Here is a 20653-nt window from a genome sequence, read left to right on the forward strand (position 1 = left end):
GGGCGGGGCCGCGGACGGGGCGACGGCGGAACACGCGAAGTTGACCCGGCCCGCCCGGCGCCCGGCCCAACCCGAGCCGTCGCCCGACCCGTCGCCCAGCCCATCGCCCGGCCCGGCGCCCGCCCCGGCGCGGGGCCCGGCACCCTGACCCCGCGCCAAGAAGGCACCGGGTTCCTAGGTCGAAAGGCCTCTTTCGGGGAAGATCTGGCTCTAGGGCGACAGGCCCTGGGCCCCGCAGCACCCGGATCAGAAGTGGAAGAGTCGTATCTATGCAGGTCTGGCCGGGACAGACGTATCCCCTCGGCGCCACGTACGACGGCGCCGGCACCAACTTCGCGGTCTACTCAGAGGTCGCGCACCGGATCGAGTTGTGCCTGCTGCACGACGACGGTTCAGAGACGGCGGTGGAGCTGCGCGAGACGGACGCTTTCGTACGGCATGCCTATCTGCCGGGCATCATGCCAGGTCAGCGCTATGGCTTCCGGGTCCATGGACCGTACGAACCGGAGCGCGGGCACCGCTGCAACGCCGCCAAGCTGCTGCTCGATCCGTACGCGCGTGCGATCAGCGGCAGTATCGAGTGGGGCGAGTCGGTGTACGGCTACCACTTCGGCAAGCCGGACTCCCGCAATGACATGGACTCGGCACCGCACACGATGACCTCGGTGGTGGTCAATCCGTACTTCGACTGGGGGGACGACCGGCTGCCGCGTACGGACTATCACCGTACGGTGCTGTACGAGGCCCATGTGAAGGGCCTGACCATGCTCCACCCGGAGCTGCCGGACGAGCTGCGCGGCACCTACGCGGGGCTGGCCCATCCGGCGGTGATCGAACATCTCACCGAGCTGGGGGTCACCGCGCTGGAGCTGATGCCGGTGCACCAGTTCGTCAACGACCACCGGCTGGTCGACTCGGGCCTCAGCAACTACTGGGGTTACAACACGATCGGATACTTCGCGCCGCACAACGCGTACGCCTCATGGGGCGACCGGGGCGAACAGGTCCTGGAGTTCAAGCAGGCCGTACGGGCACTGCACCGGGCCGGGATCGAGGTCATCCTCGATGTGGTCTACAACCACACGGCGGAGGGCAGCCATCTCGGTCCGACGCTCTCCTTCCGGGGCCTGGACAACGCGCAGTACTACCGGCTCGGCGAGAACGCGCGCTACTACACGGACACCACGGGCACCGGGAACTCCCTGCTGATGCGCAGCCCGCATGTCCTCCAGCTCATCATGGACTCGCTGCGCTACTGGGTGACCGAGATGCATGTGGACGGCTTCCGCTTCGATCTCGCGGCGACGCTGGCCCGCCAGTTCCACGAGGTGGACCGGCTGTCGTCGTTCTTCGACCTGGTGCAGCAGGATCCGGTGGTCAGCCAGGTGAAGCTGATCGCCGAGCCGTGGGACGTGGGCGAGGGCGGCTATCAGGTGGGGAACTTCCCGCCGCTGTGGACCGAGTGGAACGGCAAGTACCGCGACACCGTACGGGACCTGTGGCGGGGCGAGCCCAGGACCCTGGCTGAGTTCGCGTCCCGGCTGACCGGCTCGTCGGACCTGTACCAGGACGACGGGCGCCGACCGCTGGCCTCCATCAACTTCACCACCTGCCACGACGGCTTCACGCTGCGCGATCTCGTCTCGTACAACGAGAAGCACAACGAGGCCAACGGCGAGTCGAACCGGGACGGCGAGAGCCACAACCGGTCCTGGAACTGCGGGGTGGAGGGCGAGACCGACGATCCCGCGGTCAACGAGCTGCGCGACCGTCAGATGCGCAACTTCATCGCGACGCTGATGCTCTCGCAGGGCGTGCCGATGCTCAGTCACGGCGACGAGTTCGCCCGTACGCAGGGCGGCAACAACAACGCGTACTGCCAGGACAACGAGGTCTCCTGGGTCCGCTGGCCCGAGCCGGGCGAGGAGGACGGCACCGGGATGCTGGAGTTCACCCGGGCGATGGTGTGGCTGCGGCGCGACCACCCGGTGTTCCGGCGGCGGCGCTTCTTCCACGGCCGGCCGGTGGAGGGCACGCACGACGATCTGTCGGACATCTCGTGGTTCACGCCGGAGGGCGAGGAGATGAAGCAGCAGGACTGGCAGGCGGCGCACGCGCAGGCCATGACGGTCTTCCTGAACGGCAACGCCATCTCGGAGCCGGGGCCGCGCGGCGAACGGATCTCGGACGACTCGTTCCTGCTGATGTTCAACGCGAGCGCCGAGAAGCTGGAGTTCGTGGTGCCGCTCAACCATGGCAGGCACTGGCAGATCATGGTCGACACGGCCCGTCCCGAGGGGGTGGCTCCGGGCCAGGGCGAGAAGGTCGACGGCGGCGACCGGATCACCATGCCGGGCCGGAGCATGACGGTACTGATGCGTCCGGCGTAGCGCCCGCCCGCCGGCACGGGGGCCGGGCGGGACCGTACGCCGGGTGGTGGATGACACAGAAGCCGTCCGGCTGGGTACGTACGATCGTATGACGCCCACCGCTACCTACCGGCTCCAGCTCCAGCCGGACTTCCCCTTCTCGGCGGCAGAGAGCGCGGTGCCGTATCTCGCCGCGCTCGGGGTCTCGCATCTGCATCTCTCGCCGGTCCTGGAGGCCGTGCCGGGGTCGGCCCATGGTTATGACGTCGTCGACCACTCCGCCGTACGGGCCGAGCTGGGCGGCGAGGAGGGGCTGCGGCGGCTGGCCGCCACCGCCGGGGAGCACGGCCTCGGGATCGTCCTGGACATCGTGCCCAACCACATGGCCGCCGCGCCCGTCCACAACCGGGCCCTGTGGGAGGTGCTGCGGGAGGGGCGGGACTCGCCGTACGCCCGCTGGTTCGACATCGACTGGGACGCGGGCGGCGGCAAGCTGCTGCTGCCGGTGCTGCCGGCCCCGGTCGGGGACGAGCTGGGCGCGCTGCGTGCCGAGGGCGGGGTGCTCCGGCACGGCGACGCCCGCTATCCGCTCGCGCCCGGCACCGAGCACCTGCCGCTGCCGGAGCTGCTGGACGCGCAGCACTACCGGCTCGCCTGGTGGCGGCTGGCCCGCACCGAACTCAACTACCGCCGTTTCTTCAGCATCTCCGAGCTGATCGGCGTACGGGTCGAGGACCCCGAGGTCTTCGCCGCCACCCACGCCAAGATCCTTGAGCTGGTACGGGACGGCGTCGTCGAGGGTCTGCGGATCGACCACCCGGACGGGCTCGCCGACCCGGAGGAGTATCTGCGCCGGCTGAACGAGGCGACGACCGAGGCGACGGCCGCGACGGGCCGGAGCTGCTGGACGGTGGTGGAGAAGATCCTCGCCGACGACGAGCGGCTGCCCGCCGGCTGGCCGGTCGCCGGCACCACCGGCTACGACGCGCTGCGCCATGTCGACGGGGTCTTCACGGACCCGGCGGGCGCGGCGGCGCTGGAGCGGCACTACCGCCAGGTGGCGGGCCCCATCGGCGACCGGGGCGGCTACTGGGAGGGAACGGTCCGCAGGGCCGCCTACAAGGTCGTCCTCCATGAACTGGCGGCCGAGGTCTCCTTCCTGCTCCGCACGGCGCGCCGGATCTGCGCCGCCGATCCGGCGCTGCGCGACCACGCGCCCTGGGCGCTGCGTACGGCGATCCAGGAACTGCTCGTACGGGTGCCCGTCTACCGGCCCTATACGACGGCGGGCGGGCCGTGCCCGGAGGCAGCCGAGGCCGCCCTCCCCGCGGAGGCGGTCCGGCAGGCGAAGGCCGCGTTCACGGTGGAGCGGGAGGCGGCCGCCGTGGACACGGTGCGGGATCTGGCGCTCGGCAGGCTCGGCGGCGGCCCGGACCACACCGCGTTCTGCGCGCGCTTCGCCCAGACGGCGTCCGCGCTGCGCGCCAAGTCCGTGGAGGACACGGCGTTCTACCGCTATGTGCCGCTGATCTCGGCGAACGAGGTGGGCGGCGATCCCGGCAGGCCGGCGGTGGGTCCGGAGCGCTTCCACACGTACTGCGAGCGGCTGGCGCGCGACTGGCCTGCCACCGGTACGGTCCTGACCACGCACGACACCAAGCGCAGCGCGGATGTACGGGCCGGGATCGCGGTGCTGTCCCAGTGCCCGCGGCGCTGGGCCGCGCTGCTGGAGCGGGTCGCGGGCGCGGCCGGCGTGGCGGCGCCGGATCCGCAGCTCGCGTGGCAGGCGTGGCAGACGGCGGTGGGCTTCACGCCTCCGGAGGACGCCGGCCTGCCGGAGGGGGCGCGAATGGTGCCGGCGCTGCTCAAGTCCGTACGGGAAGCGGGCCTGCACACCAGCTGGACCGACCCCGATCCGCTGTACGAACAGGCGGTGGCGGCCTTCGCCGAGGCGGGTCCGGCCGGTCCGGCGCGCAAGGCAGTCGCGGAGTTCCGGGGCGCGCTCGACCCGTACGTACGGGCGGGGGCGCTGGGAGCGGCGCTGGTGCATCTGACCATGCCGGGGGTGCCGGACCTCTACCAGGGCACGGAGCGCTCGTACTTCGCGCTGGTGGACCCGGACAACCGGCGGCCCTTCAGCGCCGGGCCGCCCGACGAGAAGACCGCGGTGACGGCGGCGGCGCTGCGGCTGCGGCGCGAACGGCCGTCGGTGTTCGGCGAGTCGGGGACGTACACGCCACTGCGCGCGACCGGTCCGGCCGCCGACCACTGCCTGGCCTTCTGCCGCTCGGCCGAGGTGGTCACGGCCGTCACCCGCCTGCCGCTCCGGCTGGCCGAGTCGGGCGGCTGGTCCGGTACGGAACTGACGCTGCCGGAGGGCCGCTGGACGGATCTACTGGCCTCCCCCGCCCGGGAGTTCGAGGGCGGCGGCCCGGTCGACCTGACGGTGCTCTTCACAGACCGCCCGGTGGCCCTGCTGAGCCGGACTCGGCCTGTTCCCCGGCCTCCGGCTCTCCCATGACGCCCTGTGGGACTTTCATTCGTTCATGCCCACTCCGACCTCATTGAGCAGCTTTTGCCCCAGGTCACCGTAAAGCGGACCGCTCACCCCGGCCCCCCGTCCGGCTTGAGCGGCGTGCTCCGACTCCAGCTCCTCGACCACAGCGAGCATCAACCGGGCCACGGAGCTTCGATCGGCGGGCTCCACGGATGGGAAATCCAGCCCGGTTTCATTGAGAAACCAGTCGAACGACTGACGGTCCGCAGGCCGCACGGCATCCATGGCCCGCCGAAGAATGACGCTCCAGTTATGGGAATTGGTGAACCAAGGATCCCCTTCGGAGAAAACCACGATCGCGGACACCTACGCGCCGTCCACCTCATCGAAAAGTTCCGAAACACCCGTTCGGCGCCAGTCCCACTGAGGATGACTTTTGATCAGGCGAGTGAAATCACCGAAATCAACGACATCGCCATGATTGGTATCAATCAGGCCAGAAAAGCCCTCAAGCACCTTGGGCAGGAGAACCCGCGCCGCATCCATTGACTCGCAGGACACGTAGATCGCAAACGGGGCTCCAAGCTTTGCGGAAATGTCATCGACCTCCTCGGGCTCAAAGTCTGCCAGCACTCGACCCGAGAAATCGAGACTGTACGAATATCCACCCCAGTGCAGGACATCACTGTTGGTGACAGAATCCCAGCGGACCCCGAACGACCTGATCCGGGCTGCGATGGAGTCAGACTCCTGGGCCGTAGCGAGGATGATCAGGGAAGGCCAGGACATGGCTCACCTCCTCCGTTTCATGGCGCAATCACTGCCAACAGCTCGTCAAGATCGGTTGTGACCATCTTCCCCGCACGCTCCAACTCCTGGATCGCATGCTTCGGATATCGCTTGCCAGGCTGGATAAAACTGATGACCGGATAGTCCGTTGCCGATTCGTACCTAAGGTGATCCTTCAGGGAACCCTTCGCGGCGCCAGTCTTCACCTGGATAACCGCATTACGGGTCACGATGTCAAAATCGGTGATGGTCTTCCCATCGGCGACGATCTTCATCTCGACCGCCTTCACATGCCCAGGATATCGCTGCTCAATTGCGGCAACGAGTTCGGGAACGCCGGGGTCACTGGGTGTGCCGACATAGGTCGGACCACAGTTGTGAACGAGGACCGGCGTGGCGCCTGCGAGGACATAGTACGTATGCAGGTCCTCGACCGTCAGGTTGTGGACCGTCGACCGGGCCGCGGTGCGGTGGTCGACCGCGGTGATCTGGACCCAGGTGCCGGTGGTCGTGCGGAGCCAGGCGCCCGGTTCGAGACGGTCCGCGGTGATCCATTCGTTCAGTTGTGGTACCCAGAAGGGATGACCGGCCGTGGCCGTCACCGTGGCCGTGGCGGTGCCGGAGTCACCGTCGGTGTCGATCGTGACCTCGACGAGGCGTTTGGTGCCTTCGCCGGTGATCGTCGCCGTGACCGTCTTCGTCTCGGAGATCCCGGTTTCCGCGTCGGTCGCCAGGACCCGGTCGCCGACCTCGACATCCTCGATCGGCTTGGTCGTACCGTCGGCCATCAGCACGGGAGTGTCCGGGGTGAAGCTGTTGCGCTCACAACTGCCCTGGGCCGACGGAGCGGTGGCCGCGTCAGGTGCTGAGGGCGTACAGACCGAACCGGTCGCGGCGCCGCCCGGGTTGCAGTACGTGGTGCCGGTCTCCGGGTCGAGCAGGTTGCCGCTCCCCGTGCACTGGTACCCCACCATTCCGCCCGAGCAGCCGCCGCCACCCGTCAGCGCGCCCGCCGGCAGATTTCCCGCCCGTTGCAGCCCCGCACAGTCGAGCATGCTGCCGCCGCCCGTGCAGGAGCCGGTGGGCGTCGCGCTGTCGGGGGCTTCCGGCGCCACCGGCGCGCCCACGGTCGGAGTCTCCAGGACGATGGGGTCCGACAGGTCGATGAGCAGGCGTCTGGTGATCTCCCAGAAGTGCGTCCAGGAGGTGCCGGAGACCTTCTTGTTCCAGTCGCCGTTGGAGAAGTACGTCCACAAGTAGTGCGTGGTGTAGGTGTAGTTGTCGGTCCGCTTGTACAGATAGGTGTTGTCCCACCAGGTCTTCGAGGTGTCCCACGCCTTGGTGCTGCTGGTGGTGCGCGTCCCGGTGACATAGACCGGGGGAGGCGTGGGCTTCTTCGGTATCACCTTGGGGACGAGGATCTTCGGGGGCGCCTCCGCCGTGGGACGCCGGCACTCGGCGGGCGTCATGTAGCAGGGGTCCATCTCCGGGTCGTACGCGTCCTTGGTGCGCGTCATCGAGCCGTCCGCGTTGATGAGGTACGAGACGGCACCCGCCACGTCCACCGCGAGCACGGCCCATCCCACGACGGGTACGAACCGTGCGCCCACTCGGGCCCCGACCCGCAGCGCGCCACGCCAGCCGAGCCGGCCCGCCGCGCCCTCGACCGTGCCCAGGAGCTGGCTGCCGTACTTCCCGATGTCGAGATCGATCCCGTACCCGCCGATGCTGAGGTACCCCGAGGGATCGCTGAAGGTGGTCGGGTTGGCGTTGCCGTAGGCGTACGCGTTCGCCGACGTCGCCCCGGTGAGAGGAACGCTCGCGGCGTCGGCCGAGGCGAAGGTGCCGGTGTCCGGGGAGTACCAGCGGGCCTGGGCGTTGACACGGCCGGTGCCCGGATCGGTCCATGACCCCTGGAACCCGGCGTTCGCGGGCTCCCCCACGGTGGCGTCCACTGCCCCGAAGGGGTCGTACTCGCGCGAGGCGACGACCTTCCCGCTGGCCGGATCGCGCTGGGCGATCACGTCCCCGTGCACATTGGACACCAGCATCGAGGGCGCGCCACCCCCTGCCAGCGGCTTTGCCGCGACCGGTTCGTCGGCCGGTCCCCGGGCGTAGGCGAACGCGCCGTCGGTGGAAGCCTCCCGTGACATCCCCGCGTAGGTGAATCGTGCGGCTGTGGTGCCGTCCTTTGCGGCACTGCCCAGCCGTCCCAGCGCGTCGTAGCCGTACCGGGCCGAGCCGTCGGCGATGAGCTGGTCGAAGGCGTCGAACGAGGTACCCGTCGTGGTGGAACCGTCCTCGGTCGTCACGGTGGTACGGGCGAGCGTGCCTCGCTCGGTGTACTCGTAGCCGGTGGTCGTCCCGTCGGCGGATCCGGTGACGGCCGTGATCCGGTCGCGGGCGTCGTACGTGGCCGTGGTGGTGCCGGTGTCGGTGCGGGTCCCCGCGGCATCCTTCGTCCAGTCGACGGTACGGGTACGGTTGCCCACCGCGTCCCAGTAGTAGTCGCTTCCCGTGCCGTGGGTGGTGTCGGTCGCCCGGATCAGCCGGTTCGCCTCGTCGTAGTCGTATGTCTCGGTCCGCGGGGAGGCGACGGCTCCTTCGCTGCTGGCGGAGACGAGATTGCCGGCGTCGTCCCAGCCGTATTTCTGGGTGATGTTCTCCTGTCCGGTCGCCGTGTCCGTGAGCGGCCGGTGCTGTCTGTCGTAGGTATAGGCCCGCTTCTGGACCAGCGCGCCGGCCGCGGACCTGGTCTCCTCGCCCGTCAGCAGCCCGTAGGAATAGTCGTAGGCGTACGTGGTGGTCGTGCCCGTCACCGAGTCGGTCCGGGTGCTGGGGCCGAGGTGTGCCACTCCCTGCGCGTAGGTGTAGCCCACGGTGCCCGCCGCGTCGGTCTGCCGCGTGACGCGCCCCAGGGCGTCGTAGGTGTACGACGACGTGCCGGCGGGGCCGGCGCTGCTCGTCAGCAGTCCCCGGTCCTCGTAGGTGAAGGTCTGCGCCTGCTGCCCGGTCAGTGCCGCCGACGTCAGGCGATCGGCCAGGTCGTAGCCGAAGACGCGTTCTCCGCTCTGGTCCCCGCCGGTCGCGGTCGTGGCGACCGGGCGCGAGAGGCCGTCGTACCGCGTCGTGCGCACGACGTTGCCCGGCGCCACGGTTCTGGTCGTGTTGCCGGCCGCGTCATAGGCGGTGGTCCAGGTGCGCTGGGCCGGATCGGGATGGGCCTCGGTGCTGGGCTGCGTCACCCGCTCGGGCAGACCGAGTGTGTTGAACGTCGTGGTGCTGACGCGGTTCCCGGCGTCCGTCACCCGGGTGTTGTTGCCCATGGCGTCATAGCCGAGCTGGGTCCGGGCGCCCGCCGCGGCGGTACCGTCCGCCGCCGTGGTGGGCGGGTCCGTCAGGCTGGTCAGCCGGTCGAGAGCGTCGTACGCCGCCTTCCACACACCGCCGTTGGGGTCGGTCACCTCGGTGACGTTGCCGGCGCCGTCGCGGCGGTACTCGGTTCTCGACGGCGGTCTGCCGTCTCCGTTGTCGTCCCGTACCGCGGTGACACGGCCCGCGCTGTCCCGGTCCCACTGTCTGACCTGGTCCCCCTGGACGGCCTTGGTGAGCCGTCCCGCGTTGTCGCGGTACAGGTAGGTGTAGCCGTTGTCGAGGATCCGCCTCAGCTCACCGTGGTGGTCGTAGGAGTATGTGGTGAAGTCCCCGGGCGCGGGGCTGACCTGGGTGACCTGACCGAACTGGTTGTACGCGTAGGTGGTCGTGTACCTCTTGGGAGCGGCCGCTCCGTCGCGTACGACCTGGGTGACACTGGTCACCTGGCCGAGCGCGTCGTAGCCGCGCAGTTCCTGCGCGCCGGTGGCGTCGACGGTGGACAGCAGACGGCCGCCGTCGTCGTAGACCATCCGGATCACACCGCGTTCGGCGCCTGCCTCGGCGGCGGGCCGGGTGATCCTGATGAGACGGTTCCGCGCGTCGTAGGTGTAGTCGGTGGTCCGGCGGAGCCGGTCGGTGTACGCGGTGGTATTGCCGGAGGTGTCGTAGCGCCACTCCTCCGTCGGTACGACCGGTTCGCTCGCGCCGGGCGGCGTGTACGCGGGGTACGTGGTTCCGACACGTCGTCCGCGGTTGTCGAAGCGATGGACCGTCACCTTCCCCTCCGCATCACGGACATGGGTGACTTCACCGAAGGTGTTGTAGCCGTTGACGGTCGTCGGGGAAACGGTCGCGGGCTCGTCGGCGCCGTTCTCCGCCCGGACGGGCGGGAGGACCGTGCTGCTGAGCCTGCCCGCCAGGTCGTAGGCGTACCGGGTGGTGTACGCCGGGTCGGCGGTGCCCAGGGCGGACGTCGGACCGGAACCGGCAGGGAAGGTGACTCCACGCGGATCGGTGGAAGAGGTCACCCGGCCCGCCGCGTCGCGCGTGAACCGCGTCGACAGGGCGGCGGACGGATCGACGGCGTCGGTGAACACCGAGGACTGGAGCACACCGGCCGGGCCGAACCTGTTGACGGTCACTTCTTCCGGCGAGTCCTCGCCTTCCAGGAGGATGGAGTCGATATCGCCGGTCGGCGTGGTGGAGTACGTGGTCACCCGCTGGTCGACGCCGGGCGCGACCGTCGTACTCAGCAGCCGGCCGGCCGCCGTGTACGCCATCCTGGCCGTACGGGCCTCCTCACCGGCTCCGGTGGTGTCCTGCACCACGTTCCCGGCGAGGTCGTACGCGTAGGCGTGCAGCACGAGGTCCGTACCACCGGGGCCTTCACCCAGCACGCGCTGACGCCTCGTCAAGTCGTCGGCCGTGTAGTCGTAGAGGACGGTCGCGCCCATTTCGTCGGTCACCGACGACACGCGTCCCGCGAAGTCGTAGCCGTACCAGGCCAGGGGAATGTCACGCGGGGTGCTGCCCCCGGCCGGGTCGTCGACGAAGTCGTTCAGCCACACGCTGGAGAGCAGATTGGTCGTGTCGTACGAGAACGTGTAGCGCGCGCCTTCGGGACTCCAGCTCTCGATGACGTTGCCGAGTCCGTCGTAGCGGATCCGTTTGGTGACCGTACCGTTCTCGGTCACCTGAGTCAGCCGGTTGCGGGTGTCGTACGCGTAGGCGACCGTGCGCGCCTCGTCGCCGCCTTCCGCCGCCGGAGTCAGGTCGGCGGTGGTGACGCCGCTGAGGTTGCCGTACAGGTCGTACCTGGTGGTGGTCTGTTTGCGGTGCACGACCCCGCTGACGGGGTTGACCACCGGGGATTCCGTCGTCTGGTAGGGGCGGCCGAGTTCGTCGTACGTATGGGACGTGATCATCGCGGAGCCGTCGAGGTCGTCCGTCTTCACGGACGTCACACGGCCCAGCACACCGTGGTACGTGGTGTCCGTGGTCAGCCCCGTGGGGGTGACGATGCGCGTACGGTCGCCATGAGAGTTGTACGAGTACCGGGTGACCCTGTTCTCCGGGTCGGTGACACTCGCGAGCAGTCCGCAGGGCTGGAGCGCTCCCGGAGGGGCGTCGGGCGCGTTGACCACCGGAGGCGCGGCCGCCCCGCCCTGGCAGGTGTAGGCGTAGCGGGTGAGTGCTCCGACGCCCGGGGGTGTCGCGGGCTCGGAACGCGTCAGCAAGCGGCCGTTGGTGTCGTAGGTGAAGAGGGACTCCTTGCCGTTGGCGTCCTTCACCCGCCCCGGCAGCCCGTTGCGCGGATCGCCCGGCGCGAACCAGGCGTGTTCCGTGTGGGTGTTGGTCATCGTGGCGTCGTCGCGCCAGCGGTTCACATCCGCGAGCTGGCCGGTCAGCGAATCCCAGAAATACTCGGTGGAGTTACCGTTCTCGTCGACCATTCCCCACAGTCGGCCGTCACCGTGGTAGAGCCAGAGCCTGGTGTTGCCCTCCACCGGCAGCAGGCTGTTGTACCAGCGCTGCCAGAGTTCGCCGTCGAGACTGAACTCGTACGACATGGTGTTGCCGCGCGGATCGATGACCCGGACGACCTGTGTGCCGGCGTCGGAGTCCGGGTCCTCGCGCACATAGGTCCAGCCTTCGTCCACTCCCGTGTCAGGGTTGTCGAGGAGGTTGACGTGCGAGACGCGGGAACCCTCGTAGGTGATCCGCACCGGATGCCGGTTGGAGGCCAGGGCGATGTCCGACAGCTGCCCCTGCGCCCCGCTGTAGCTGTACTGGGTCCAGCACCGCGTCTCGATCCGCGGGTCGCAGACACGCATCAGGCCGTCAAGAACGTATGTGTACGTCCAGGTCATCACGTCCGGACCGGTGGTGCCCGCGGGATGGGTGGACACCCGTGTGATGTGGCCGTCCACCACAGTGAGATGGATCGCCCGCCCGGAGCGTGTGCTGGTCACCTTCGTCGGCACGGCGCCGGAATAACTGATCTCCAGCGCGTCGCCGTTCGGCTCGGAGATCCGGGCGATGGTGCCGTTGGTGTTGAAGACATACCGTGTGCCGCCGGGCAGCGTCACATTCTGCGCGTCGAGCACAGTGGCTCCGGCGCCCTGCCCGTAATGCGGAACGTACTTGCCGTCGGGATTGCGCCCGTAACGGATCTGTTTGCCGTCCGGATAGACGATCCTGATGAAGCCGCCGGTCTCCTGCACCGAGCGCATGTCGAGGAAGGAACTCCACCCGGTGCCGAACAGCCCGACGGCGGTGTTCGCGCTGTTGTAGGTACGGGTGATCTCCAGGGGCAGCCCGATACCGGGCAGGGCGAGGTCCTGCTCGACCCGGGTGAAACTGCCGAGCCAGATATTGACGCCCGCCGCGTCGACCGACGAGGGGTCCGCGCCGAACTGGCCGGCCGTCGGGGGCGCGACGACGGGTGTGAAGTACGCCCAGGAGCTGAACGGGGTGGTGGCGGAATTGTCGCGTACCCTGACCCGCCACTCATAGGTGATGTTCCAGCGCATGGCCGAGGCCGGCGGTTTCCAGATGGTGGGCGAGTCATAGACGTTCGGAAAGACCTCGACCGGAAGCCAGTTGGAATTCCAGCACTGCCGGACGCGGTCGATGGTGCCGCACATCTCGTAGTAGACGTCGACGGCGCGACTCGCGTCGTGCTCCACCAGCGCGACGAACTGATGGCTGAGGGTCCCGATGGTGGAGAGGTTCGCCGGATACTCCAGAGACGCGCTCGGCGCGTAGTGCGGCACCGTGAACGCCACCGACCGTGACACGGATACGCCCTGCTCGACGAACCATGAGTGCGTAGAAATCTCGTACATATCGAAAGCGATCTTGAAAGAACCGGCCGGGAGTTCCTCCGTCCACACCCACACGGCGGCGCAGGCACCGACCCCGACGTTGGCGGAGAGCGACGTCCAGCCGCCGGTGAAGTTGTAGACATCATCGTTCGAGTAATACAGGTGATAGCCGAGTTGATGGTTCGACGTCGTCCAGGTGAAACTGGACTGGTTGCACACCGTCACCCTGAGCCGGCCGAACTGGGAGTAGGACGGGAGGATGTCCCACCCCGAGATCGTGGGGTACGTGGCCCCGTATGTGGCCGCGGCGGCGCTTCCCGCCCTCGCCCGGCCGCCCGGCGGGTCGGCCAGGTCGGCCAGCGACGGTTCCTTGCCGGGCTTCCGGCCGAGCCGCTCGAGCTCACGGTCGTGCTCGGGTTCGCCGGGCAGCACCGCGTTGGGCCCGAGGCCCGATTCCTTGAGACTGTTCTCCTTGGCACCGGCCTCGCGCAGCACGCCGGGCATCACGGACGGGGCCGGGGACGAGGTCACGCGGCGGTCCCTGTCCGCGGTACGCAGCTTGTCGGCCGCCCTGTCACGCGGCGTCCCCGGCGCCGCCGCACGCTGGGTCGCGTGATCGACGTCGGGCCGGCCCGGCCCCTTCACCCGGCCCGGAGGCAGCGGCTCCGCCTCCGTGCGGACGGTCTCCTGCCGGTCGACGGCGAAGGTCGCGTCGGACAGCAGGCCGGTCAGCAACAGCAGCGCCGACATGAGAACAAGGACCAGTCGCGCCCGTGCCAGTACCCCCACCACAATCCCCCCGCTCAACCATCACACATTCGCCACATGGCACACCTGTTCCAGCGTGACGGCGGAAACGGATCTTGGATAGAGAGGGAAGGAAGCGTCAACTCTCGATTGTCCCCAGGATGCCGAGCGTTTCCCGCACGGTCGCCCACGGGCACGGAGCGACGCATGGGAACTGTGTTTCCAGGGGCGGCGGCCCAAGGCGGCGAGGGCGTTCCGCGTGACGTACGGTCAGCCAGTCGGTTCGGCGAGGAGTAAGCGGGAGCAGGGCGGCTCGGCAGGGTTGTACGGCGCCTGTCGCGCCCGCGCCGTCAGCTTGCCGCGAGGCGGAAGCCCATCTGGCCGAAGCTCACCAGGTCCCCGTCGTGCACCACCGCCGTCGCGGTCACCCGCCGCCCGTTGACGGTTGTGCCATTGGTCGAGCCCAGGTCGCGCAGTACCCACACCCCGCCCTGCATGCTCAGTTCGGCGTGCAGTCGCGAGACCGTGTCATGGCTGAGCCGCAGCCCGTTCATCGGATCGCGGCCGATACGGAGCGGGTACGGGCCCGGCTGGGGCAGCAGCAGTTTCGGCAGCCGCTCCGCCTGCCAGGCCCTGCGCAGCCGTACGGAGAACGCGGACACCCGGCTCACCGTCCCGAACAGCCGCCGCGCCCAAGGCCCTTCGGCCACCGGCTCCAAGTCCGCGGTGAGCGGCCGCAGTTCATCGGCCCTGCGGGCCGCCAGCGCGAGATCCATCCGGCGCAGGAACGTGTCGTGCGACAGCATCCCTTGCGCCACGCCCTCCCGCAGCACCGCGAGGACACGGTCACGCTCGGCGTCGGAGAGCCGCGCGGGATACGTGTGGAACTCGAAGGAGGACGTCACGCAGGTGATTGTCCGTCGGACGGCCCTGAGGTGTCCAGACGCTACGGACGCACCGCGGCCGGCCGTTACGACCGTTACGGGCGGCGGACAGAAGGCCGTTGGCGCCCTGCCTTGTCCGCCTTCGCGTCCGCCGTTCGGGGCTGCTCCCGGAATTTCCGGGCGCAAGCCGTTTACAGCGCGGCCCACCGGCGCTAGGTTCCGAATTGGGAGCGCTCCCAACCACCCGCCCGCTTGTCATGATCACGCCGAAGGGACTCGCGCGATGACTCGCCCACCCACGTGGTTGTTACATCCCCGCAGAGCCGTACTCCTCGCCCTGCTCGCCGTTCTTCCCGCCCTTCTGCTGGTCGTCGGCAGCGGCGGGACCTCCACCGCCCATGGCACGCCCATGCAGCCGGCCAGCCGTACGTTCATGTGCTGGCGGGACGGCCTGACCGGCACCGGTGAGATCAAGCCCGTCAACCCGGCCTGCAAGGCGGCCGTGGCGGAGAGCGGTACGACACCGCTCTACAACTGGTTCTCGGTGCTGCGCTCCGACGGCGCCGGGCGCACCAAGGGCTTCATCCCGGACGGACAGCTCTGCAGCGGCGGCAACACCAACTTCTCCGGCTTCAACAAGCCGCGGAACGACTGGCCGCTCACGCACCTGACCTCCGGCGCCTCGCTCGACTTCTCGTACAACGCCTGGGCGGCGCACCCCGGTTGGTTCTATGTGTACGTAACCAAGAACGGCTTCGACCCCACCAAGACCTTCACCTGGGACGACCTGGAGGCGACGCCCTTCCTGACCGTCGACCACCCGCAGGTGACCGGTTCCGTCGGCACGGTCGAGGGCGCGTACAAGTGGCGGGGCACCCTGCCCAGCGGCAAATCCGGCCGCCACATCATCTACATGGTGTGGCAGCGCAGCGACAGCCAGGAGACCTTCTACAGCTGCTCGGACGTGGTCTTCGACGGCGGCAACGGCGAGGTCACCGGTGTCGGCGACCCCGGCACCACGGACCCGACCGACCCGACGGACCCGCCCACCGACCCGCCGACCGACCCCACCGCCACCTGCACCGCGACCCGGACCACCACCGGCTCCTGGGCCGGCGGCTACCAGGCGGAGGTCACGGTGAAGAACACCAGCACCCACCCGATCCTGGGGTGGATGGTCGAGTTCGCCCTGCCATCCGGGCAGAAGGTCGACAACCTCTGGAACGGCAGTGCCACGTACGGGGGACAGGAGGTCATGGTCCACAACACCGACTGGAACGGCTCACTCGCGGCCGGTGCCTCCACGACCTTCGGCTATGTCGCCTCGGGAGGAGCGCCGGACACGGCCACCACCCCACCGTGCTCGGTCCACTGACCCGGCCGCTGCCCGGTCCCCGCAAGGCGCACGACAGGTACGACAGGTACGAGACGCGCGGGACGCGCGGCTGATTCGTACGCGCTGATCCCGTCCGTACACCCGCACGGCCCACGCTCCGGCCCGGCTCGCCGCTCTCACCCCACCCCGTGCGGCGGGCCGGGTCCCTTGCGACCATGGGGTGACGGCCGGGCAGTATACGGCCGGCGACCGCCGAACGACCGCCGCCGACAAGGGGGAACCGCTCATGCGCTTCGAAGTGTGGGCACCGGAGGCCAGGGACCGGGTCACCCTCCATCTGGAGGACATGGGGCGGAGGCACATGGGTCCGGAGCACGCGGGGCGGGGAGACATGGCGCCCGCGAACGTGGGGCCCGCGGACATGGGGCCAGCGGACATGGGGCCAGCGGACATGGGGCGAGAGCACATGTCGCCTGGGCACATGTGGCCGGAGCACATGCGTCTGCCCATGGACCGTGCCCCCGACCGGGACGGCTGGTGGACCGCCGAGGCGCCCGCCGCCGACGGCACCCGCTACAGCTTCGCCCTCGACGGCGGTCCCGTACTCCCCGATCCCCGCTCCCGCCGCCAGCCGGACGGACCGGACGGCCCCAGCGCCGTCGTCGACCAGACGGCATACCGCTGGCGCACCGCCTGGCAGGGCCGCGATCTGCCCGGCGCGGTCCTGTACGAGCTGCACATCGGCACGTTCACCCGCGAGGGCACCTTCGACGCGGCGGCGGAGCTGCTGGCGCCGCTGGCCGAGCTGGGGATCACCCATGTCGAGGTGATGCCGGTGTGCCCGTTCCCGGGGACCCATGGGTGGGGGTACGAAGGGGTCTCGCCCTGGGCGGTGCACGAACCGTACGGCGGACCCGAGGCGTTCAAGCGCTTTGTCGACACCGCTCACGGCCTGGGCCTCGGTGTCGTCCTCGATGTGGTGCACAACCACCTCGGCCCGTCCGGCAACCATCTCCCGCGCTTCGGCCCGTACTTCACCGACACCCACCGCACACCCTGGGGCGCCGCCGTCAATCTCGACGCCCCCGGTTCCGACGAGGTACGGGCGTATCTCCTGGGCAGCGCCCTGGCCTGGCTGCGGGACTTCCAACTGGACGGGCTGCGGCTCGACGCCGTGCACGCCCTCGCCGACCGGCGCGCCCTGACCTTCCTCGAAGAGCTGTCGGCGGCGGTCGACGCGCTCTCCGCCGAGCTGGGCAGACCGCTGTTCCTGATCGCCGAGTCCGATCTCGGCGATCCGCGTACCACCACGCCCCGCGCCGAGGGCGGCCTCGGGCTGCACGCCCAGTGGAACGACGACTTCCACCATGCCCTGCACACCGCGCTCACCGGTGAATCCCAGGGCTACTACGCCGACTTCGCCCGCGAGCCGCTCGCCGCGCTCGCCAAGACCCTCACCCGGGTCTTCTTCCACGACGGCACGTATTCGAGCTTCCGGGGCCGTACGCACGGCCGCCCCCTCGACCGTACGAGAACACCCGCGCACCGCTTCCTCTGTTACGCCCAGACCCATGACCAGATCGGCAACCGCGCCCTCGGCGACCGGCTCTCCGCGACGCTCTCCCCCGGACTGCTGGCCTGTGCCGCGCTGCTCGTGCTGACCTCGCCCTGCACCCCGATGCTCTTCATGGGCGAGGAGTGGGGCGCGGCCACGCCCTGGCAGTTCTTCACGGACCACTCGGATCCGGTGCTCGCCGAGGCGGTACGGACGGGCCGCCGCCGGGAGTTCGCGGCGCACGGCTGGGCGGCGGAGGAGATCCCGGACCCGCAGGACCCGGCGACCCGGGAGCGGTCCTGTCTGGACCGCTCGGAGACCGGGAAGGAGCCGCACGCGCGGCTGCTGGCCTGGCACCGCGAGCTGATCGCCCTGCGCCGGAACCAGCCGGACCTCTCCGACCCGGATCTGGCGGCGACGAAGGTGGCGTACGACGAGGAGGCGCGCTGGCTGGCGTACCGCAGGGGCGATCTGCGGATCGCGGTCAACTTCTCCGGCGAGCCCGCGCTGATCCCGCTGGGCGGCGGCAGGAACCGGGGCGGCGGCCGGGTGCTGGCCGCCTGGGAGCCGGTCGGGCCGCCGGACGCGGACGGGGTGCTGCGTCTGCCGCCGGAGTCGGGTGTGGTGCTGGCCGACGACTGAGCGCGGGCGGGGCGGGTGCCCTCGGAGCCGCCCCGAGCCGGCCGATGAGCCGGCCGATGAACCGGCCGCCGAGCCCGCGCTCGGGAGTCCGGGGCCCGCGCTCATGGACCGCCCCTCGGGGCCCCGGGGACCTCAGGCCGTATCCGGAGGGTCCCGTTCCAGCAGGCGTTCCAGCAGCGCCTGGAAGTCCTCGCCCACCACGATCCGCAGCCCCTCGCCGTCCTCGTCCTCGTCGCTGAGCTGGGTGAGCGTGCCGCCGCGCCACCAGTAGACGTACGGGCTGATGGCGCCCGGGGTGTCCTCGTACCCCGAGGCGGCGAAGGCGGCCATGGCGTTCAGGGACGGGATCATGGTGCGGTCGCGGATGACATGGAAGGCGAGCTGGTGCCGGAAGGGCATCGCGACCAGCGCGCCCTCCGGCGGGATCAGCCGGCCCGTGACCTGCTGGACGACCGTCTCCAGGGCCAGCACCCTGCTCGCGGTGTAGAAGGAGTCGCCGAGGACCACCTCGAAGCGGGTGCCGTCCGAGTCCTTGATGGTCTCGCGCCCCTCGACCGGCAGTTCGCGCAGATTGCGCAGGGCCCGCTCGCGCAGGTGCCGGGTCTCGCCCAGCGGCTCCAGCGCCTCGTCGGTGAGCATCATGACGCTCTCGGGCAGATCGAGTGCGAGCACCTCGTACAGCCCGGGGGCGACCGAGCGGGCATAGCCGAAGGTCTGCGGGTCGAGGCCGTCCTCGCTGATCACCCGGGGGTAGAGCTGCGAGCGGATCTGCTCCGGCGCCAGGGTGTCCAGGGCGGAAGGGGATTCCATGGTGCGCAGCACCATGCCGACATGACGGCGCACCAGCTCGCCCCAGATGCGCGGGCCGCGGTCGTCGTTGTGGCAGACGGCCGCGAGATTGCCGAGCCCGAACTGCCGGCCGGCGCTGTCGGTCACCATGTCCGGGTAGAGCGTGACCTCCAGACCGCGTTCCGCGAAGGCCTCCCGGACCTGGCTGCGGAACCGCGCGGCCTCGTCGACCGAGAAGAAGGAGAAGGCGGGGTCCCGAGGCGTCGTATCGCGACCGTCACGCTTCGGCCCTCGTCGGAACAGCCCCACGCCATCGCCTCCGCTCATCCCAGGCCGGCTGTTCGCCGCGCCGCCGCCGTCGATTCCGTCTCGGCCGCCATGCATACGCTGTCCATCGATCACCGCCGCACCGGGCCGCACCGGTGATCCGTACCTTCGATGCTAGTGCGGTGACGGTGCTGGTACGCCGAGTGCCTCCGGCTGACGGGCCGGGCCGTGCTGTGTCCTCAAGCGCCGGACGGGCCAGGTCCGCGCGTCCGGCGCACTAACCGGACAGCGCCACCACAAAATCCGCGCGGGGCCGGCCGCGGGCCACCAGGCGGGCGTTGGGCTCGTCGGAGTCGGTGACCCAGCGCTCGGCGTAAGGGCGGTCCTTGCCGTGGTGTACGTGCCGGTCCACCAGCCGGGCCACCCGTACCACCGGGTCGAGGTCCAGGTACCAGACCTCGTCCAGGAGGGTACGGACCGGAGCCCAGGGGCCTTCGTCGTGCAGCAGGTAGTTGCCCTCCGTGATCACGAGCGGGACTTCGGGCGGTACGGCGATGCTCCCCGCCACCGGCTCCTCCAGCGAGCGGTCGAAGGCGGGCGCGTACACCACCGTGCCGGGTTCGGGGGCGCGCAGCCGGGCGAGCAGCGCGGTGTAGCCGGCCGCGTCGAAGGTGTCGGGCGCGCCCTTGCGGTTCTCCCGGCCGAGACGGCGCAGCTCGGTCTGGGCGAGATGGAACCCGTCCATGGGGACGAGTACGGCGAGCCCGCCGAGGCGTTCGACCAGCCGGGCGGCAAGGGTGGACTTGCCCGCGCCGGGCGGCCCGGCGATCCCGAGAATGCGGCGACGGCCGAAGCCCGGCCGCCCACCGAAGTCCGGCGCGCCGCCGAGACCCGACAGACCGCCGGAACCCTGCCGACCGCCGGAACCCGGCAGACCACCCGGGTCCGACCCGCCGCCGGAGTCCCGCCGGCCACCGGAGCCCGAACCCGCGCCAGGGACCGGCTCCCCGCCGAAGCCCGGCCGACCGCCGAAGTCCGCCCCGTCGCCGGAGTCCGCCAGGCGGCGCGCGCGGGCCGTCAGCTCGGTGATCTGCTGCGCATCCATGAACCGCATTGTTCCATCTTGCCGGGCCGGGAGTCATACGTATAACTTCACCCCCATGTCCTTCATCGCCCTGATCACCCTCGTCGTGGACGACTACGACAAGGCCATCGCCTTCTACACCGGCCCCCTCGGCTTCGAACTCGTCGAGGACACCGACCGCGGCGACGGCTCCCGCTGGGTCGTGGTCCGGCCGCCCGGCTCCACCGGCACCGGGCTGCTCCTGGGCCGTGCCAAGGACGACGCCCAGCGCGCGAGTGTCGGCGCGCAGACCGGCGGGCGGGTCGGTTTCTTCCTGTACACCGAGGACTTCGCCCGCGACCACGCGCGTATGCGGGCGGCGGGGGTCCGCTTCGTCCGAGAGCCCCGCGAGGAGCCGTACGGCACGGTCGCGGTCTTCGAGGACCTGTACGGCAACCTCTGGGACCTGCTCCAGCCCGCGTAGTCTTCCCCGGACACGGCAAGCGGGCACGG

11 protein-coding genes are annotated in these 20653 nt (G+C 69.9%); 5 read left to right on the forward strand and 6 right to left on the reverse strand.

All coding sequences use genetic code 11. From position 1 onward, the window contains the following. Positions 1-269 precede the first annotated feature (269 nt). Complete coding sequence (gene glgX, locus ACFU9P_RS19845; RefSeq protein ID WP_376383472.1) at positions 270-2390, forward strand: glycogen debranching protein GlgX; 2121 nt, start codon at positions 270-272, stop codon at positions 2388-2390. Positions 2391-2478: 88 nt separating this feature from the next. Beyond that, complete coding sequence (gene treY, locus ACFU9P_RS19850; RefSeq protein ID WP_384082458.1) at positions 2479-4890, forward strand: malto-oligosyltrehalose synthase; 2412 nt, start codon at positions 2479-2481, stop codon at positions 4888-4890. A 15-nt stretch (positions 4891-4905) separates the two neighbouring features. On the opposite strand, the gene ACFU9P_RS19855 is transcribed toward treY, so the two are convergent. From ACFU9P_RS19855 to ACFU9P_RS19870, 4 genes are all read right to left on the reverse strand, one after another. Further along, positions 4906-5232 (reverse strand): hypothetical protein, encoded by a 327-nt coding sequence (locus ACFU9P_RS19855; protein WP_384082461.1) that lies wholly within the window; start codon positions 5230-5232, stop codon positions 4906-4908. After that, positions 5233-5655, reverse strand: coding sequence for a hypothetical protein (locus tag ACFU9P_RS19860; RefSeq protein WP_384082464.1), 423 nt, complete (start codon positions 5653-5655; stop codon positions 5233-5235). A 17-nt stretch (positions 5656-5672) separates the two neighbouring features. Further along, complete coding sequence (locus ACFU9P_RS19865; protein WP_384082467.1) at positions 5673-13664, reverse strand: polymorphic toxin-type HINT domain-containing protein; 7992 nt, start codon at positions 13662-13664, stop codon at positions 5673-5675. Positions 13665-13954: 290 nt separating this feature from the next. Further along, the gene (locus ACFU9P_RS19870) at positions 13955-14509 is read right to left on the reverse strand and encodes a DUF1707 and FHA domain-containing protein (protein ID WP_376383480.1); all 555 of its coding nucleotides are present in this window, start codon (positions 14507-14509) and stop codon (positions 13955-13957) included. A 262-nt stretch (positions 14510-14771) separates the two neighbouring features. Here ACFU9P_RS19870 and ACFU9P_RS19875 point away from each other — a divergent pair, with 262 nt between their 5' ends. Next, entirely contained in the window at positions 14772-15863 is a 1092-nt protein-coding gene (locus ACFU9P_RS19875; RefSeq protein ID WP_376383482.1) for a lytic polysaccharide monooxygenase, read from the forward strand. 247 nt (positions 15864-16110) lie between these two features. Beyond that, positions 16111-18021: a malto-oligosyltrehalose trehalohydrolase gene (gene treZ, locus ACFU9P_RS19880; protein WP_384082472.1), complete on the forward strand. Its 1911-nt coding sequence runs from the start codon at positions 16111-16113 to the stop codon at positions 18019-18021. A 132-nt stretch (positions 18022-18153) separates the two neighbouring features. On the opposite strand, the gene ACFU9P_RS19885 is transcribed toward treZ, so the two are convergent. Further along, entirely contained in the window at positions 18154-19137 is a 984-nt protein-coding gene (locus ACFU9P_RS19885) for a hypothetical protein (RefSeq protein WP_376383484.1), read from the reverse strand. A gap of 217 nt (positions 19138-19354) precedes the next feature. Beyond that, on the reverse strand, positions 19355-19975 hold the full coding sequence (locus ACFU9P_RS19890) for a nucleoside/nucleotide kinase family protein (protein ID WP_384082716.1): 621 nt from the start codon (positions 19973-19975) through the stop codon (positions 19355-19357). 262 nt (positions 19976-20237) lie between these two features. Here ACFU9P_RS19890 and ACFU9P_RS19895 point away from each other — a divergent pair, with 262 nt between their 5' ends. Continuing rightward, entirely contained in the window at positions 20238-20624 is a 387-nt protein-coding gene (locus ACFU9P_RS19895) for a VOC family protein (RefSeq protein ID WP_376383486.1), read from the forward strand. The last annotated feature ends 29 nt before the right edge of the window (positions 20625-20653 follow it).

It is taken from the genome of Streptomyces sp. NPDC057617 (genome assembly GCF_042800555.1).
Lineage (GTDB): Bacteria > Actinomycetota > Actinomycetes > Streptomycetales > Streptomycetaceae > Streptomyces.

Bases quoted from the DNA above. Each gene is read 5' to 3' on its own strand.
- glgX (WP_376383472.1), top strand. From the start codon at position 270: ATGCAGGTCTGGCCGGGACAGACGTATCCCCTCGGCGCCACGTACGAC.
- treY (WP_384082458.1), top strand. From the start codon at position 2,479: ATGACGCCCACCGCTACCTACCGGCTCCAGCTCCAGCCGGACTTCCCC.
- ACFU9P_RS19860 (WP_384082464.1), bottom strand. From the start codon at position 5,655: ATGTCCTGGCCTTCCCTGATCATCCTCGCTACGGCCCAGGAGTCTGAC.
- ACFU9P_RS19875 (WP_376383482.1), top strand. From the start codon at position 14,772: ATGACTCGCCCACCCACGTGGTTGTTACATCCCCGCAGAGCCGTACTC.
- treZ (WP_384082472.1), top strand. From the start codon at position 16,111: ATGCGCTTCGAAGTGTGGGCACCGGAGGCCAGGGACCGGGTCACCCTC.
- ACFU9P_RS19885 (WP_376383484.1), bottom strand. From the start codon at position 19,137: ATGAGCGGAGGCGATGGCGTGGGGCTGTTCCGACGAGGGCCGAAGCGT.
- ACFU9P_RS19895 (WP_376383486.1), top strand. From the start codon at position 20,238: ATGTCCTTCATCGCCCTGATCACCCTCGTCGTGGACGACTACGACAAG.